15 protein-coding genes are annotated in these 17,250 nt (G+C 66.3%); 13 read left to right on the top strand and 2 right to left on the bottom strand.

What is annotated here, in order from left to right; all coding sequences use genetic code 11:
• Positions 1-14: 14 nt before the first annotated feature.
• From rpsK to CAL29_RS30165, 10 genes are all read left to right on the top strand, one after another.
• The gene (gene rpsK, locus CAL29_RS30210) at positions 15-416 is read left to right on the top strand and encodes a 30S ribosomal protein S11 (protein WP_006216516.1); all 402 of its coding nucleotides are present in this window, start codon (positions 15-17) and stop codon (positions 414-416) included.
• Between the two features lie 11 nt (positions 417-427).
• Complete coding sequence (gene rpsD, locus CAL29_RS30205; protein ID WP_094856537.1) at positions 428-1,051, top strand: 30S ribosomal protein S4; 624 nt, start codon at positions 428-430, stop codon at positions 1,049-1,051.
• A gap of 204 nt (positions 1,052-1,255) precedes the next feature.
• Positions 1,256-2,242 (top strand): DNA-directed RNA polymerase subunit alpha, encoded by a 987-nt coding sequence (locus tag CAL29_RS30200; protein ID WP_057654205.1) that lies wholly within the window; start codon positions 1,256-1,258, stop codon positions 2,240-2,242.
• A 150-nt stretch (positions 2,243-2,392) separates the two neighbouring features.
• Positions 2,393-2,788: a 50S ribosomal protein L17 gene (gene rplQ / locus CAL29_RS30195; RefSeq protein WP_094856536.1), complete on the top strand. Its 396-nt coding sequence runs from the start codon at positions 2,393-2,395 to the stop codon at positions 2,786-2,788.
• A 115-nt stretch (positions 2,789-2,903) separates the two neighbouring features.
• The gene (cutA, locus tag CAL29_RS30190) at positions 2,904-3,248 is read left to right on the top strand and encodes a divalent-cation tolerance protein CutA (protein ID WP_094856535.1); all 345 of its coding nucleotides are present in this window, start codon (positions 2,904-2,906) and stop codon (positions 3,246-3,248) included.
• 43 nt (positions 3,249-3,291) lie between these two features.
• A complete protein-coding gene (gene dsbD, locus CAL29_RS30185) occupies positions 3,292-5,520 on the top strand; it encodes a protein-disulfide reductase DsbD (protein ID WP_373559822.1) in 2,229 nt (742 codons plus the stop codon).
• A 189-nt stretch (positions 5,521-5,709) separates the two neighbouring features.
• Positions 5,710-6,207 (top strand): sigma-70 family RNA polymerase sigma factor, encoded by a 498-nt coding sequence (locus CAL29_RS30180; protein WP_306430705.1) that lies wholly within the window; start codon positions 5,710-5,712, stop codon positions 6,205-6,207.
• Between the two features lie 5 nt (positions 6,208-6,212).
• Positions 6,213-7,256, top strand: a complete 1,044-nt coding sequence (locus CAL29_RS30175; RefSeq protein ID WP_094857004.1) for a FecR domain-containing protein — start codon at positions 6,213-6,215, stop codon at positions 7,254-7,256.
• A 124-nt stretch (positions 7,257-7,380) separates the two neighbouring features.
• Positions 7,381-9,858: a TonB-dependent siderophore receptor gene (locus tag CAL29_RS30170; RefSeq protein ID WP_179284231.1), complete on the top strand. Its 2,478-nt coding sequence runs from the start codon at positions 7,381-7,383 to the stop codon at positions 9,856-9,858.
• Between the two features lie 170 nt (positions 9,859-10,028).
• Positions 10,029-11,105, top strand: coding sequence for an LLM class flavin-dependent oxidoreductase (locus CAL29_RS30165; RefSeq protein WP_094856532.1), 1,077 nt, complete (start codon positions 10,029-10,031; stop codon positions 11,103-11,105).
• Positions 11,106-11,139: 34 nt separating this feature from the next.
• On the opposite strand, the gene hemB is transcribed toward CAL29_RS30165, so the two are convergent.
• Together hemB and yihA are read right to left on the bottom strand one after the other, a co-directional pair.
• On the bottom strand, positions 11,140-12,153 hold the full coding sequence (gene hemB, locus CAL29_RS30160; protein ID WP_094856531.1) for a porphobilinogen synthase: 1,014 nt from the start codon (positions 12,151-12,153) through the stop codon (positions 11,140-11,142).
• Positions 12,150-12,773, bottom strand: coding sequence for a ribosome biogenesis GTP-binding protein YihA/YsxC (yihA, locus tag CAL29_RS30155; RefSeq protein WP_094856530.1), 624 nt, complete (start codon positions 12,771-12,773; stop codon positions 12,150-12,152). Before yihA ends, hemB begins: the two co-directional genes overlap by 4 nt.
• Positions 12,774-12,988: 215 nt before the next feature.
• Here yihA and CAL29_RS30150 point away from each other — a divergent pair, with 215 nt between their 5' ends.
• The 3 genes from CAL29_RS30150 to ccsB all read left to right on the top strand — a co-directional run bounded on the left by CAL29_RS30150 (position 12,989) and on the right by ccsB (position 17,205).
• The gene (locus tag CAL29_RS30150) at positions 12,989-13,693 is read left to right on the top strand and encodes a c-type cytochrome (RefSeq protein ID WP_179284230.1); all 705 of its coding nucleotides are present in this window, start codon (positions 12,989-12,991) and stop codon (positions 13,691-13,693) included.
• Positions 13,694-13,781: 88 nt separating this feature from the next.
• Positions 13,782-15,857: a cytochrome c biogenesis protein ResB gene (locus CAL29_RS30145; RefSeq protein WP_373559821.1), complete on the top strand. Its 2,076-nt coding sequence runs from the start codon at positions 13,782-13,784 to the stop codon at positions 15,855-15,857.
• A 7-nt stretch (positions 15,858-15,864) separates the two neighbouring features.
• Positions 15,865-17,205 carry a c-type cytochrome biogenesis protein CcsB gene (gene ccsB, locus CAL29_RS30140; protein ID WP_094856528.1) on the top strand — a complete coding sequence of 447 codons (1,341 nt, stop codon included), beginning with the start codon at positions 15,865-15,867 and terminating at the stop codon, positions 17,203-17,205.
• Positions 17,206-17,250 lie beyond the last annotated feature (45 nt).

The raw sequence follows: 17,250 nt of genomic DNA, 5'->3' as shown, positions 1-17,250 counted from the left end.
CGAGGAACTGGATTATGGCGAAAGCTTCCACCAGCGGCGCTTCGCGCGTGCGCAAAAAGGTCAAGAAGAACGTTTCGGACGGCATCGCGCACGTCCACGCGTCCTTCAACAATACCATCATCACCATCACCGACCGTCAGGGCAATGCGTTGTCCTGGGCGACCTCGGGTGGCGCAGGTTTCAAGGGCTCGCGCAAGTCGACCCCGTTCGCGGCCCAGGTGGCTGCCGAAACGGCCGGTCGCGTGGCGCTGGAATATGGCATCAAGACCTTGGAAGTGCGCATCAAGGGCCCCGGCCCCGGCCGCGAATCGTCCGTTCGTGCGTTGAACGCGCTGGGTATCAAGATCTCGAGCATCGCTGATATCACGCCCGTTCCGCACAACGGCTGCCGTCCGCCCAAGCGTCGTCGTATCTAAGGGGAAACCACATGGCCCGTTACATTGGACCCAAGTGCAAGCTCTCGCGCCGCGAGGGTACCGATCTGTTCCTGAAGAGCGCCCGCCGTTCGCTGGATTCCAAGTGCAAGCTGGATTCCAAGCCCGGCCAGCATGGCCGCACTTCGGGCGCCCGTACGTCCGACTACGGTCTGCAACTGCGTGAAAAGCAGAAGCTGAAGCGTATGTACGGCGTGCTGGAAAAGCAATTCCGCAAGTACTTCACCGAAGCCGACCGCGTCCGTGGCAACACCGGCGAAAAGCTGATCCAGTTGCTCGAATCGCGTCTGGACAACGTCGTGTACCGCATGGGCTTCGGCTCGACCCGCGCCGAAGCGCGCCAGTTGGTGAGCCACCGCGCCATCGAGCTGAACGGCCATCCCGCCGACATCGCCTCGATGCTGGTCAAGGCCGGCGACGTCATCTCGGTTCGCGAGAAGGCCAAGAAGCAAGGCCGCATCAAGGAATCGCTCGACCTGGCCACCAGCATCGGCCTGCCGCAGTGGGTTGAAGTCGACACCACCAAGATGAGCGGTGTCTTCAAGCAGGCCCCGGATCGCGCTGACGTCGCTCGCGACATCAACGAATCCATGGTCGTGGAATTGTATTCGCGTTAATTCAGGCGGCGCCCGCCGGCGATCCGGCGGCGCCTTCCGAAAGCCGGGCGCGGCGCTGCCGCCCCGGCCGCAATACCTCCGCAGTACCCACACGGGACCCGCGACGCTTGTCAAAAGGCGTGGCGGGTTTGTGCCGTTTTTTTAGTCACTTCCATCAGCCTTATCGGTGTAACGAGCCGAGGGTATTGAAAAGGAATCCAGTACATGTCCACTCAAGGTTTTCTGAAGCCGCGTTCCATCGAAGTCGAACCGGTCGGCACCCATCACGCCAAGATCGTCATGGAGCCGTTCGAGCGCGGTTACGGCCACACGCTGGGCAACGCCCTGCGCCGCATCCTGCTGTCTTCGATGACCGGCTACGCGCCGACCGAAGTGCAAATGACCGGCGTGGTGCACGAATATTCGACCATTCCGGGCGTGCGCGAGGACGTCGTCGACATCCTGCTGAACCTCAAGGGCGTGGTCTTCAAGCTGCACAACCGTGACGAAGTCACCCTGGTGCTGCGCAAGCAGGGCGCCGGCACGGTGCTGGCCAGCGACATCGAACTGCCGCACGACGTCGAGATCGTGAACCCCGGCCACGTCATCTGCAACCTGACCGAAGCCGGCAAGCTGGAAATGCAGATCAAGGTCGAGAAGGGCCGCGGCTATGTGCCGGGCAACGTGCGCGCGCTGTCGGAAGACCGCACCCACACCATCGGCCGCATCGTCCTGGACGCCTCGTTCAGCCCGGTCCGCCGCGTCAGCTACGCGGTCGAAAGCGCCCGCGTGGAACAGCGCACCGACCTGGACAAGCTGGTGCTGGACATCGAAACCAACGGCGTGATCTCGCCCGAGGAAGCGGTGCGCCAGTCGGCTCGCATCCTGATGGACCAGATCTCGGTCTTCGCCGCCCTGGAAGGCGCCGGCGATTCGTACGAAGCCCCGGTCCGCGGCGCGCCGCAGATCGACCCGGTCCTGCTGCGTCCGGTCGACGACCTGGAACTGACGGTGCGTTCGGCCAACTGCCTGAAGGCCGAAAACATCTACTACATCGGCGACCTGATCCAGCGTACCGAAAACGAGCTGCTGAAGACCCCGAACCTGGGCCGCAAGTCGCTCAACGAGATCAAGGAAGTGCTGGCCGCGCGCGGCCTGACCCTGGGCATGAAGCTGGAAAACTGGCCGCCCCTGGGCCTCGAGCGCCCCTGATCGCCGTAGTTGTCGCGTTTTACCGCGGCCGCCGCATGGGTGGCGGCCGCAACCGATTCCACCGGACCGCGGCCTGATTCTTCAGGTCGATAGAAGAGCCGGATAACCCGATGGCGGAAACGCCGTCTTCTAGATTCAAAGGAAATCATCATGCGTCACGGTAATGGCTTGCGTAAGCTCAACCGCACCAGCAGTCACCGTCTTGCCATGTTCCGCAACATGGCCGTTTCGCTGATCACTCACGAAGCGATCAAGACCACGCTGCCGAAGGCGAAAGAACTGCGCCGCGTCATCGAGCCCCTGATCACGCTGGGCAAGGAACCCACCCTCGCGAACAAGCGTCTGGCTTTTGCCCGTCTGCGCGATCGCGCCGCCGTGGTCAAGCTGTTCGGCGAACTCGGTCCCCGTTATGCTGCCCGCAACGGCGGCTACACCCGTGTGTTGAAGATGGGTTTCCGTCAAGGCGACAACGCGCCCATGGCCTTCATGGAGCTGGTTGACCGTCCGGAAGTCGCGGAAACCGAAGCCGACAAGTCCGCCGAGTAATCGGCAGGCTTCAGGGACAAGGGGCGAACCTTCGGGTTCGCCTTTTGTTTTTGGCGGCCGGCTCGAAGCGATAGAATCCCATGTATAAGCTTCATGTGCGCATTGGGAGACATTCATGCCGCAACAAGACGATATCGTGATGGTATTCAGCAGCGCGCCCGATCTTTTGCTGGCCAAGCGCATTGCCCACGTCGTCGTGGAGGAAGGCCTGGCGGCCTGCGTGAACCTCGGGGCGCCGATGTTGTCCATCTATACCTGGAAGGGCGTGGTCGAGGGAGCGGAAGAAGTGCCGATGTGCTTCAAGACCACGGCGGCGCGGCTCGACGCGCTGATTTCGTCGATTACCCGCCAGCATCCCTACGAAGTGCCCGAAGTCGTCGCCGTGCCCGTCATGGGCGGCGCGCCCGCCTACCTGGATTGGGTGCGGGAGCAGACCGCCGGGGCCACGCCGCCGGCTTGAGAAACATAGGATGCATGTAATGGCCCATGAGCCAGCAGGTGTTGTGAAGACGTGCCTGGCGCGGTCCGCCGGGACGGCGGCGGGATGGCTGTGGGCCATGCTGTGCCTGGTCGCCCTGCTGTCCTGGCCGGCGGCCAGCCGCGCGGACGACGATTTCCTGCCGCCCGAGAAGGCCTTTCCGGCCGCCGCGGCCATGGCCGACCCGAATACGGTGCGGGTCGAGTTCAAGGTGCCGAAGGGCTACTACATGTACCGCGAGCGCTTCGGGTTCGCGCTGGATCCGCAGGGCGGCGCGACGCTGGGCCAGGCCCGGCTGCCCGCCGGCGAGGTGAAGTACGACCCGACCTTCGACAAGAACATGGAGGTCTATCACCAGCCGCTCGCCATCGACATTCCCGTGCATCCCGCCGGCGGGCAGCCGGGGGACGTGACGCTGGTGGTGACCGGGCAGGGCTGCGCGGACGCGGGCATCTGCTATCCGCCGATGGAAAACCGCATCAAGCTGCGGCCCATCGATGGCGGATACCAGGTCGCCGGACCGCCGGTATGGGGCTACGCCAGCGGTATTCCCGGCGGCGACGCCGCCGCCGCCACGGGACAGCTCGCCCAGGCCGAGCCCGGCGTCAGCGTGGCCCCGGACGCCTCGCGGCCGGGGCTGACCAAGTCGCCTGGCCTGGCGCAAGACGCCGGGGTGGACACGCCGCCTTCCGCGGCTGGCAACGGACCGGCATTGGCGCTGTCCGGCACGGGTTCCGGCGGGCCGGCCGCCGGCGGCGTTCCGTCGAATGCCGCATCCGCGCCGCCCGCCGGCAATGGCGGTTTCTCCGCCCTGGCGGGCAGCGACGACGTCGGCCTCGCCAGCGCCATCGCCGGGATGGGCTGGCTGAAAACGGCGGGCGCCTTCCTGCTGCTGGGCGTGCTGTTGTCGCTCACGCCTTGCGTGCTGCCCATGATCCCCATCCTGTCGACCATCGTCATCGGCCGCTCGGCGACCGTGGCCGCATCGGCCGCCGCGGCTGCCGGCAAGGGAACGGGCGCCATGGCCGCGCCGGACCGCAAGCCCTCGCGCTGGACCGGCCTGGGCCTGGCCGCGGCCTATGTGCTGGGCATGTCGGTGGTCTACACCATCCTGGGCGTGGCGGCGGGCCTCAGCGGCGCCGGATTGGCCGCCTGGTTGCAGACGCCGTGGGTATTGACCCTGTTCGCGGTGCTGCTGGCCCTGCTGGCGCTGCCGATGTTCGACGTCTACACCTTCCAGATGCCCGCCTCCCTCCAGGCCCGCATGAGCGACCGCGCCAGCCGCATCCCGGGCGGCCGCGCCGCCGGCGCCTTGCTGATGGGGGCGATTTCCGCCCTCATCGTGGGCCCTTGCGTGGCGGCGCCGCTGGCGGGCGCGCTGCTGTACATCTCGCAGACCGGCGACGTGGTGCTGGGCGGTTCCGCCTTGTTCGCCCTGGCGTGGGGCATGGGCGTGCCGCTGCTCGTCGTCGGCGCCTCGGCCGGCACCCTGCTGCCCAAGGCCGGGGCGTGGATGGAGGGGGTCAAGCGTTTCTTTGGCATCCTGCTGCTGGCCACCGCCTGGTGGATGGTGGTGCCCATCGTGCCGGTGGCCCTGCAGATGGTCGGCTGGGCCTTCCTCGCCATCGTCGGGGCCGTCATGCTGCGCGCCTTCGAGGCCATCGGATCCGATGCGGGCGCCGGCCGCATGTTCGGCAAGGGGCTGGGATTGCTGCTGGCCCTGGTCGCGGTCGCGCAGTTGGCCGGCGCGGCCAGCGGCGGGCGCGACGTCCTGCAGCCCCTGGCGCATCTGGCCGCGCGCGGCGGCACGGGGCCGGTCCTGGCGACGGGCGCGGGGTCGGCGGGTCTTCCGGGAGCGCCGGGATCGAATCGCGCCGCCCTGGCCAATGCCGGCGAACCGGCTTTCGAGCGGGTCCGCACCCTGGCCGAACTGGAAAGCCGCGTCGCCGCGGCCGGCCGTCCGGTCATGCTCGATTTCTATGCCGATTGGTGCGTATCCTGCCGGGAGATGGAGAAGTTCACCTTCACCGACCCCGCCGTGGCGGCGCGCATGAACGGCATGCTGCTGTTGCGCGCCGACGTAACGGCCAACAATGCCGACGACCGCGCGCTGCTCAAGCGCTTCAAGCTGTTCGGCCCGCCGGGCATCATGTTCTTCGACGCGCAAGGCAGGGAGCTGCCCCAGGCCCGCGTCATCGGCTTCCAGGACGCCGCCCGTTTCGGCCGTTCGCTGGACGCCGTCGTCGCGCACTGAGCCACCGCTGGTCCCCGACGCCGGGATCATAAATACGAACTGCAGGCGGACCGCAATAAAACCACATCCGCAACCATTGGTTGCCAAGCGTTCACGCTTGCTCAATAATTGAGATCGGTTCTTATTCTTATTATTGAAGGCTCCCCCGCGGGCGCCTGGGACTGCGCCGTGCCGGATCACGCCTCCCCATTGACTGTCGAAACGCTTTATTGCGACCACCATGGCTGGCTGCACGGTTGGCTGCGCCGCCGGCTGGGCAATGCGTTCGATGCCGCCGATCTCGCGCAGGACACCTTCGTGCGCGTGCTCAACAACCGGGAAGGCCCGGAAGGCGTGGTCGAGCCGCGGGCCTTTCTGACGAGAATCGCGCAGCGCGTCCTGGCCAATCACTGGCGGCGCGAGCAACTGGAACGGGCTTATCTGGAGGCGCTGGCGAGCGCGCCCCCGGGCTTCGAACTGTCGCCGGAAGAGCGCGCGCTTTTGCTCGAAGCGCTGGTCGAGATAGACCGTTTGCTCAACGGCCTTCCGGCGGTCGTCAAGCGCGCTTTCCTGCTGACGCAGCTCGACGGCATGAAGCACGCGGAAGTGGCCGAGGCGCTCGGTGTTTCGGTGACCACGGTCAAGCGCTATCTCGCGCGCGCCGGCGAACAACTCTATTTCGGCGCCGCGGACGCCATGCGCGCGTGACGACCATGCCAGCCGCCGCCGAGTCCGGTTCCCGGACGATATCCCAGGCCGAGCCGCCCATTCCGGCGGCCGTGGCGCGCCGCGCCGTGGCATGGTGGGTCGCCTTGCAGGACGATGCCGGCGCGCCGGGAACGCGGGACGCCTGGCTGCGGTGGCGGGCGGCGCATCCGGACCACGAGCGCGCATGGCAGCGCATCGAAAGCGTCAATGGGCGATTGCATGAGATGTCTTCTCCCATCAAATCGGCCATCGCGCATGCGACCTTGACCCAGCCGAACTCGCGCGGCCGCCGCCAGGCCGTGAAGGGGCTGGCGCTGCTCGTTTTCGCCGGCGGCGGCGCCTGGGTGGTCCAGGCGCAGACCCCCTGGCGCCTGTGGACGGCCGACTATCGCACGGCCCGCGGCGAGCGCCGTACCGTGATGCTGGCCGACGGCACGGAGGTCGTCCTGAATACGGACAGCGCGATCGACGTGTCTTTCGACCAGGCCCGCCGCCGCGTGCGCCTGATCGCCGGCGAGATCCTGGTCACGACGGCGCCGGACATCGGGCCGGCGCACCGTCCTTTCATGGTCGAGACCGCGCAGGGGCAGGCCAAGGCCTTGGGAACCCGTTATGCGGTGCGGCTGCTGGACGGCGCGACCGATGTCGCCGTCTTCGAGGGCGCCGTGGAAGTCAGGCCCAACGACGATCCGGGACAGGCCCGTGTCGTGCACGCGGGCCAGCAGACGGCGTTCACGTCCATGCGCATCGATGCGCCGGGACCGGTCGAGGACAGCAGCGCCGCCTGGGCGGAAGGGCTTATCGTCGCCCGCGGCCTGGCGCTCGTGGATTTCCTGCGGGACCTGAATCGCTACAGCGCCGTGACGCTGGATTGCGATCCCGCCGTGGCCCGCTTGCGCGTCTCGGGGTCTTATCCCCTCAATGACATTCGCAGCGTCATGGACAGCGTGGCGTCGACGCTGGGCCTGCGGGTCCGGCACGAGCGGCGGTTCTGGGGACGTGAACGGCTGCGCCTCGAACCGTCGTCCCCCGTTCGCAGGGATAGCTGAGGCCGCCGTTACAACTTTTCCGGTCCGATTCCGGAAAAAACCGCGCCGGGTGGTCCGTTCTCGTTTTTCGCGGGACATACAGGGTGGGAATACCCCCTCTCCAGTGTCCAACGAAAGGTCGAACATGGGTCACAGCAAGGCGCGCCCGCGCAGCCCTCAACAGCTTTTCAAGCGCGGTGCGCTGGCGTACGCCATGGCGCATCTTCCCCGTTTCCCCGCCGGGATATGGATCGGGGCGCCGCTGCTGGCATGCGCTTGCGCGGCGCATGCCCAGGCCGCCGATTCCGTGCGCGCCTATGACGTTCCGGCGGGTGCGCTGGAGGACGCCCTGAACCGGTTCGGCCGCCAGTCCGGCATCCTGTTGTCCTTCTCGCCCGACATGACGGCGGGCTTGCGTACGAACGGCCTGCGAGGCGCCTACACGGTCCGCGGGGGCCTGGATGCCTTGCTTGCCGGCAGCGGCCTGCAGGCCGAAACGCGCCCCAATGGCGGCTATGCCCTGCGCAGGTCCGCAACGCCACGGGAAGGCGACGCCGCCACGCTGCCGGTAGTGAAAGTGACCGGCCGGAACGATGCGGTGGCGGAGCGCGTGAATCCGCTCACGACCGTGGGATCCAAGATTCCCCTTTCTCAGCGCGAAATTCCGCAATCGGTCACCGTCGTGACCCAGGACCAGATCAAGCAGCAGAATATGCAGACGCTGGATCAGGTGTTGAAGTACACCCCCGGCATCAGCGTGCTGAATTCCGACAGCCAGCGCTTCCAATACTACTCGCGCGGCTACCCGATCAGTTCCTTCCAGGTCGACGGCGCGCCGGTGTTCAACAACCCCAATATGTCGGGCACCGCCAGCACCTCCGCGCCCACCCTGGCGATGTATGACCGCGTGGAAGTGCTGCGCGGCGCCGATGGCCTGTTCACGGGTTTCGGCAGCCCGGGCGGCACCATCAACCTGGTGCGTAAACGCGCGCCCTCTGAATATGCCTTCACCGGCGAATTGAACGCCGGCACCTACGGCAATCGTGGCGGATTGATCGACGTCGGCGGTCCGCTCAACGGCAGTGGATCCGTGCGCGGCCGGGTGGTCGGCAGCTACCAGGACCAGGACCTGACCCAGGATTCCACCTGGAAACGCGATCGCCAGTTGTACGGGACGCTGGAGGCGGATCTCTCGCCGACGACGCTGCTGCGCATGGGCGCGAGCTATAGCGAAATGAGCCAGCGCAATACGTGGTCGGGCAGCCCGACCTATATCGACGGCGACCGGTTGAGCCGTTCGCGCTATACCGGCGCAGATTGGAATCGCGAGAACTTCTATTCGACGGATGTATTCGCGCAACTGGAACAGCAGTTGGGCGAAGGCTGGCGGTTGAAGGCTTCCGCGGACTACACGCACAACCGGTATCAGGTCCTGAACGCCAACTTCGTTACGCGCCTGGACGCCGACGGCAATGGGACCATGGCGACGACCAACAAGGGGGCGTACGAGGACAACCAGAGCTACGACGTGAACCTGTCCGGCCCGTTCACGCTGTTCGGGCGGCAGCACAAGGTCACGGTGGGCGCCAGCTACCTGCGGATGAATGAATGGCAGCGCACGAAATACGGCCCCGACGGCGACGATTTCTTCCTCACGCAGGCCAACGTCGGCGATATCGTCTTTGCCAAACCGACGTGGCTGGGCCTGCCGACGGACACCGACGTCAATCGCGAACGCACCACGCAGTACGGCGTCTATGCCAACGGCCGTTTCAGCCTGGCCGATCCGCTGACGCTGGTGACCGGGGCGAGCCTGAACTGGTGGAAGGATACGTTCCGGCCCGATGCCGTCTACAACTACGATCAATATACGAAGACCAGGGACTCGTATAACAAGAAGGTCGTGCCCTACGTGGCGCTGATTTATGACCTGAACGAGACCTACTCGGTGTACGCGAGTTATTCGAAGATATTCGAGCCGCAGAACGGCGCGCGTTCCGCCGCCGGCGACCTGATACCCGCGATCACGGGGAATCAGTATGAGGCCGGCATCAAGGGCGCCTATCTCGATGGCCGGGTAAATGCGTCGCTGGCGGTGTTCCAACTGACGCAGAAGAACCGGGCCAGCGAAGATGCGAACTTTCCGGACGAAGGATTCTACGTGGCGCAGGGCAAGGCGCGCAGCCGGGGCATCGAGGCGCAGGTATCCGGCGAACTGACGCCGGGCTGGACGGTAAACGGGGGATATACCTATACGCACAGCAAGTATCTGGACGACAGCCAGGACTTCAATGCATCCAGCTTCACGCAGATCGCCCCCAGGCACATGTTCCGCCTGTGGACCAACTATCGCTTGCCGGGAGACCTGAACCGCTGGCAGGCCGGCATCGGCGTCAACGCCACCAGCCGGACCTGGCGCGACGGCAACGGCTTTACCCTGGAGCAGGGCGGGTACTTCACCGCCGATGCGCGGGTGGCCTATCAGGCGACGCCGCGCACGTCGGTGGCCTTGAACGTCACCAATCTGTTCGATCGCAAGTACTACGCGAGCTTCGGCGGCAACGGCAACGTATGGTGGGGCGATCCGCGCAAGGTCATGTTGACGGTGCGGGTGACGTACTGACCGGTCGGCCGGCTGCCGTAAGACGCGTGGCCGGCCATTTTTATTTCTTCACGAAATAAAGACCTGCGCGATTGTTCTTCGACCGCGCCGGCGCGATCGGGCATGCTTTTGCATTCTTCATCCGGATGCCCGGATGCCGCACAGATTGCAAGAAGACTGCAAGGCGCCGCATGAGCAGCACGAATCCCGAATTTCTCTGGTACATCCCCAACCAGGTCCAGGCCGGCCATCGGGGCGACGCCGCCGGCGCCGACCACAACAGCCTGGATACGTTGACCAGCCATGCCAAGGCGCTGGAGGAACATGGCTGGCAGGGCGCCCTGATCGGCACCGGCTGGGGCCGTCCCGACACCTTCACGGTCGGCGCGGCGCTGGCGGCCCGCACCAGCCGCTTCGAGCCGCTGGTCGCCATCCGCCCGGGCTACTGGCAGCCGGCGCAGTTCGCCTCGGCCGCGGCGACGCTGGATCATTTGAGCGACGGCCGGCTGCGCATCAACATCGTGTCCGGCCAGGACAAGCTGGCCGCCTATGGCGACAGCGAGGGCGACCAGGCGCATCGCTACGCGCGTACCCGAGAATTCATGCAACTGGTGCGCAAGCTCTGGACGGAAGAGAATGTGACCTACCGGGGCGAGCACTTCCAGGTGACCGATTCCACCGTGGCGCCGCGCATCCAGGCGCGCCCGGGCCGCCGCCATCCCAGGCTGTATTTCGGCGGCGCGTCGGCGGCGGCCGAGCGGGTGGCCGCCGCCGAGGCCGACGTTCAGTTGTTCTGGGGCGAACCGCTGGCCGACGTGCAAGCGCGCATCGAGCGTTTGAAGACACTGTCCCGCGAACTGGGACGCGAACACGCGCCCCTGGAGTTCGGCTTGCGCATCACGACGCTGGTGCGGGAGACCTCGGCGCAGGCCTGGGCGGATGCCGAGGCCAAGGTGGCCAGGATGGCCGCGACGCAGGGCGCCGGCTGGAACGATCACGGCCGCGCCTTCGTGGCCGTGGGCCAGCAGCGCCTGCTGGACTTGCAGGCGCGCGGCGACGTGCTCGACGACAATCTCTACACCGCGCCGGGCCGCTTCGGCGGCGGCGGCGCGGGCACCACGTGGCTGGTGGGCTCGGCGCGGGAGGTGGCCAGCTCGCTGCGCAAATACCAGGCGCTGGGCATCCGCCATTTCATCCTGTCGGATACTCCGTATCTGCAGGAGATCAAGCGCCAGGGCGAGACGCTGCTGCCTTTGCTGCGCGGCTGATGGCCGGAGGGCGCGCCCCGCATGGCTTTCGCTTTTACAGCCCCTTGAGCTTCTTCGCCGCTTCGATGGCGAAGTAGGTGAGGATGCCGTCGGCGCCGGCGCGCTTGAAGCCCAGCAGGGACTCCATCATGACCTTGTCGTGGTCCAGCCAGCCGTTGTTGGCGGCCGCCTTGAGCATGGCGTATTCGCCGCTCACCTGGTACACGAAAGTGGGCACGCGGAACGCGTCCTTGACGCGCCGCAGCACGTCCAGGTAGGGCATGCCCGGCTTCACCATCACCATATCGGCGCCTTCGGCGAGATCACCGGCCACTTCGCGCAGGGCTTCGTCGATGTTGCCCGGGTCCATCTGGTAGGCGGACTTGTTCGACTTGCCCAGGTTGGACGCCGAGCCCACCGCGTCGCGGAAGGGGCCGTAGAAGGCGCTGGCGTACTTGGCCGAGTAAGCCATGATGCGGGTGTGGATGTGGTCGGCGCCTTCCAGGGCCTGGCGGATGGCGCCGATGCGGCCGTCCATCATGTCGCTGGGCGCGACGATGTCGACGCCGGCCTGCGCCTGCACCAGCGCCTGCTTGACCAGGATTTCCACGGTGGGCTCGTTGATGACGTAGCCTTCCGCATCGATCACGCCGTCCTGCCCATGGCTGGTGTAGGGGTCCAGCGCGACGTCGGTCAGCACGCCCAGCTCGGGAAAGCGCTTCTTCAGCTCGGCCACCACGCGCGGGATCAGGCCTTCGGGATTGGTGGCCTCGATGCCGTCCGGCGTCTTCAGCGAGGGTTCGATCACCGGGAACAGCGACAGCACCGGAATGCCCAATTGCACGCACTGCTCGGCGACCGGCAGCAGGGTGTCCAGCGAGTAGCGCACCACGCCCGGCAGCGAGGGCACGGCCTGCCGCAGGCCCTGGCCTTCGGCCACGAACACCGGATAAATCAGGTCGTCGACGGTGAGGGCGTTCTCGCGCACCAGGCGGCGCGTGAAGTCGTCGCGGCGCAGGCGGCGCGGACGGGAAGCGGGAAATTGGGCGGAAACGATGTGGTGGTTCATGGCACTACCTTGGGTGAAATCCAGTTCTCGATATGCTCGCCGGCCTCTTCCAGCCCGAGGCGTTCCAGGGCGGAAAAGGGCACGGTGTGCAGCGCGCCGATGTCGGCCAGGTCTTTCTTGACCGCGAACACGGTTCGCATGCGCTGGCCGTAGGGCAGCTTGTCGGCCTTGGTCAGCAGGGCCAGCACGGGGCGGCCCGTGGGGGCGATGAAGTCGACCAGGCGGCGGTCCAGCTCCGTGACGCCGCGGCGGATGTCGATCAGCAGCACGACCCCGGCCAGCGACGGCCGGGTGGCCAGGTAGCCGCCCAGCACTTCCGCCCATTTTTCGCGCTCGGCCTTGTTGATGGCGGCATAGCCGTAACCCGGCAGGTCGACCAGGAAGCCCAGCGGCTGCGCGGGATCCAGCGGGTCCGGCAGGCCGAACATGTTGATCAGCCGGGTGCGGCCGGGCGTCTTGCTGGAGAAGGCCAGGCGCCGCTGGTTGGTGAGGACGTTGATGGCGGTCGATTTGCCGGAATTGGAGCGTCCGACGAAACAGACCTCCGGCGCGCCAGGGGGCGGAAGCTGGTCCAGGCGGGCGGCCGAGACGAAGAAGGAGGCGCGATGCAGGAGGGACACGATATCGGAGGAAACGGTTGGTTGCGAACCCTATTGTATAATCGGCCGTTTGCAAGGGTGGCGCCGCCCCCGACGCGATTCTGGATCCTCGGACAGTATTCGCTGCATAGGTTCGTACCGGTGACCGGATTCCGGCAGGGCTGGTGAATGGCAAAATAGCTCAAGTAGCGACTAAGAATCGTTACGAATAAAGCTGCGATCATCGAGGTTTACACATGAAGCGTGTGCAGTCCCGAATGTCAGTAGCGGCGCTGTTGGTGGGCGCTTTCGTCGTTTACTCCTCTTCCTGTCTGGCGGCTGACGCGCCGCCGGGGCCAACCAAGCCGGATGCGGCCAAGGGCGGCCAACTCTACGAGCAAGGCGATGCCGCTCGCAATATAACGGCCTGTGTGGCCTGTCATGGCGCCGGGGGCAGCAGCACCATCCCGGCGAATCCCAATCTCGCGGGCCAGTCACACGAGTACCTCGCCAAGCAACTGGCGGATTTCAAGCTGCCGCAGGGCGCCAAGGCGCCCGCCCGCAACGGCAGCGGCGGCAATCCGACCGTCATGACCGCCAACGTGGCGCCCCTGACGCCGCAGGACATGGCCAATATCGCGGCCTACCTGTCCGAGCAGCCGCTGAAGGAGCCCGCGACCGCCGGTCACAAGGAACTGGTCGAATTGGGCCAGAAAATCTGGCGTGGCGGGCTGCCGGAGCGTAATGTACCGGCTTGCGCGTCCTGCCACAGCCCCAACGGCGCCGGCTTGCCGGCGCAGTATCCACGCCTGTCGGGGCAGTTCCCGAGTTATATCGAGGAACAGTTGAAATTGTTCCGCAGCGGCGATCGCAAGAACAGCGACCCGATGCATACGATTGCCGATCGCATGTCGGATGCCGAGATCCAGGCGGTGTCGGACTACGCGGCCGGCTTGCGTTAATAAAATATAGAAACGCCCGAACCATGTCCGGGCGTCCGCTGTCTATCGAAGGGGGGTCGCCGGCATACCCGGTCCCCCCTTTTGCTTTATGAATCAAAACACCGCTTCCCACCGCCTTACCCTGCGCAGCATTCCCGGCGAACTGTTCGAGCTATTGGGCTCGATGCGCTTCGCCGTCAGCCTGTTGATGTTCATCTGCGTGGCCAGCACCATCGGCACCGTGCTGGAGCAGAACCGCGCGTCCTCGCAATACATCGATCAATTCGGCCCGTTCTGGTTCGAGCTGTTCGACAAATTCTCCGTCTGGCACATCTACAACAGTTGGTGGTTCCTGCTGATCATGACCTTCCTGGTGGCATCCACCTCGGTCTGCCTGATCCGCAATGCGCCCAAGATGCTGCGCGACGCCATGTCCTTCCGCGACTACGTGCGCGCGTCCAGCCTGCGCGCCTTCCCGCAGCGCGCCGAATTCGGCAGCGCCGCGTCCGTCCCCGCCGCGTCCGCCTCCGTGCGCGAATTGCTCAAGCGCCTGGGCTACGCGGTGCGCGAGCGGCAGGACAACGGCGCGGTGCTGCTGGCGGCCAAGAAAGGCAGCGCCAACCGCCTGGGCTACATCCTCGCGCATACGGCCTTGATCGTGATCTGTATCGGCGGGCTGCTCGATAGCGAGCTGCCCATACGGTTGCAGGTCTGGCTGGGCGGCAAGCAGCCCATCTTCGACAACATGCTGATCAGCCAGGTGCCCGACAGCGGCCGCCTGTCGCTGCACAATCCGAGTTTCCGCTCCAGCATGCTGGTGCCCGAAGGCGGGCGCGCCAACAGCGCGGTGGTGATGATCAACGACGGCGCCCTGGTGCAGCCCATCCCCTTCACCCTGACGCTGAAGAAATTCATCATCGATTACTACTCGACGGGCATGCCCAGCCGCTTCGCCAGCGAGGTCGAGGTGCAGGACCCCGATACCGGCAAGAGCTTCGAACGGACCATCGAGGTCAACGAACCCCTGCGTTACAAGGGCGTGACGGTCTACCAGTCCAGTTTCGACGACGGCGGCAGCACGGTGCAGTTGCAGGGCTATCCGCTGCGCGGCACGGACGACACGCCCTTCAAGGTGGCGGGCACGGTGGGCAAGACCTCGGAGATGGGCGCGGGTACGCCGCCGTCCCTGCACGACGTGCGCGTCGACGTCACGGCCTTGCGGCCGATCAACGTGGAGGATCTCTCCGGCGGCACGCCCAAGCCGGCGACGAATTTCTCGCAGGACGTGGCCTCGGTGGCCGGCAGCGCGGCGGGCAAGAAGAACGATCATCTGCGCAACGTGGGCCCGGCCGTGGAATTCCGCCTGGTCGACGCCAGCGGGCAGGCGCACGAGTTCCGCAACTACATGCTGCCGGTGGTGCTGGACGGCGTCCCGGTCTTCCTCACGGGCGTGCGCAACAATGCCAGCGAGCCGTATCGCTATGTGCGGCTGCCGGTCGATGCCGACAACAGCGTGGCCGAGTTCATGCGGCTGCGCGCGCTGCTGGCCGATCCGCAGGCGCGCAAGGAAGCGGCGCAGCGCTTCGCGGAGAAGAACGCGCCGCAGGGCGTGGACAAGCAGCCGCTGGAAGTCGCCGCCGAGCGCGCCTTGCAGACCTTCTCCGAGGGCGGCCTGCAGGCGGTGGCCGCCTTCCTGCAAAGCAATACGCAGCCGGCGGACCTGGAGCGCGCGGCCGATATCGTCGTGCGCCTGATCGGCTCCAGCGTGGCCGAGCTGCGCAATATCGAACGCGAGCGCGCCGGTTTGCCGCCGCTGGCCGCGAGCGGCGAAGGCGGCGAACAGGCGGCCGTATGGTCGCGCGTGGCCGTGGCCGCGCTGTCGGACCTGGCGCTGTATCCCTCGCCCGTGTTCTTCACGCTGGCGGATTTCAAGCAGGTGCAGGCCAGCGTCTTCCAGGTCAGCCGCACCCCCGGCAAGAAGGCGGTCTACCTGGGCTGCGTGTTGCTGATCCTCGGCGTGTTCAGCATGTTCTACATCCGCGATCGCCGCGTCTGGGTCTGGATCACGCCGGAAGGCGAGTCCGGCAGCGCGGTGCAGGCCGCCATGACGTCGCAGCGGCGCACCCTCGATTTCCAGCGCGAGTTCGAACGATTCAAGCAGGCGCTGCTGCGCCTGAAGCAGTGAGGCCATAATGTCCGATTCCACGATTACCACTCCTTCCGACGATCTCTGGCGGGAAGGCATGTCAGAAAGCGGCGACAGCCGCATCCAGCGCGGGCGTCCCGACTGGACCGACGCGGTCTTCTTCCTGCTGCTGGCGGTGGGCGCGGGCTATGCCCTGACGCGCTTCGCCGGGTCGATGGACTACTACGAAAAGATCATCCTCTGCGGCGCCGTGCCGGTGCTGACGTGGATGGGCTGGCTGTGGCGGCCGCTGCGGCGCCTGATGATCGCCGCGGCCTTGGCCAGCGGCCTGGCCATCATGCTGTACGGCAACGACCTGAATCGCGCGGAGCAGGAGTTCTTCCTGAAGTACCTGCTGTCCTCGCAATCGGCCATCCTGTGGATGTCGGCGCTGTTCGTGCTGGCCACGGCCTGTTACTGGATCGGGCTGTTCAGCCCGACGGCGGCGTGGCTGGGCACCGCGCTGACCTGGGGCGCGGTCTTCGCCGGCGTCACGGGCATGCTGGTGCGCTGGCGCGAAGGCCATCTGATGGGACCGGACCTGGGCCACATCCCGGTCAGCAACCTGTACGAGGTCTTCGTGCTGTTCTCGCTGATCACGGCCATGTTCTATCTCTACTACGAGCGCCGCTACAACACGCGCGCCCTCGGCGGCTTCGTGCTGCTGGTGATTTCCTCGGCGGTGATGTTCCTGCTGTGGTACGCCTTCACGCGCGACGCCGCGCAGATCCAGCCGCTGGTGCCGGCGCTCAAGAGCTGGTGGATGAAGCTGCACGTGCCGGCCAATTTCATCGGCTACGGCACGTTCTCGCTGGCGGCGATGGTGGGCTTCGCCTACCTGGTGAAGGAGCATGGGCAGACCACGTCTTGGCTCAAGCTCGCGCCGCTGTTCGTGCTGGGCGTGCTGCTGTGCGCCGAACCCATGGTGTTCCGCACCAAGGGCCTGTCGGCGGCGTGGATGGAATACTTCGGCCTGGGTGCCGTGATCGTGGCCGGCATCCTGCTGGGCCGCCGCCGCATCGCGGCGGCGCTGCCTCCGCTGGAGGTGCTGGACGACATCATGTACCGCGCCATCACCATCGGCTTCGCGTTCTTCACCGTGGCGACCGTGCTGGGCGCGCTGTGGGCGGCGGACGCCTGGGGCGCCTACTGGCAATGGGACCCCAAGGAAACCTGGGCCCTCATCGTCTGGCTCAACTACGCGGCCTGGCTGCACATGCGCCTGATCAAGGGGCTGCGCGGCGTCATGGCGGCCTACTGGGCGCTGGTGGGCCTGCTGATCACCGGATTCGCCTTCCTGGGCGTGAACATGTTCCTGTCGGGCCTGCATTCCTACGGGCAGCTCTGAGGCGGCGCGGCGCGGGCCCCGGCCCCGGCCCGCGTTCGGGGCAAG

The sequence above is a fragment of the Bordetella genomosp. 10 genome, assembly GCF_002261225.1.
Lineage (GTDB): Bacteria > Pseudomonadota > Gammaproteobacteria > Burkholderiales > Burkholderiaceae_B > Bordetella_C.
This window is presented reverse-complemented; position numbering and strand designations above follow the sequence as displayed.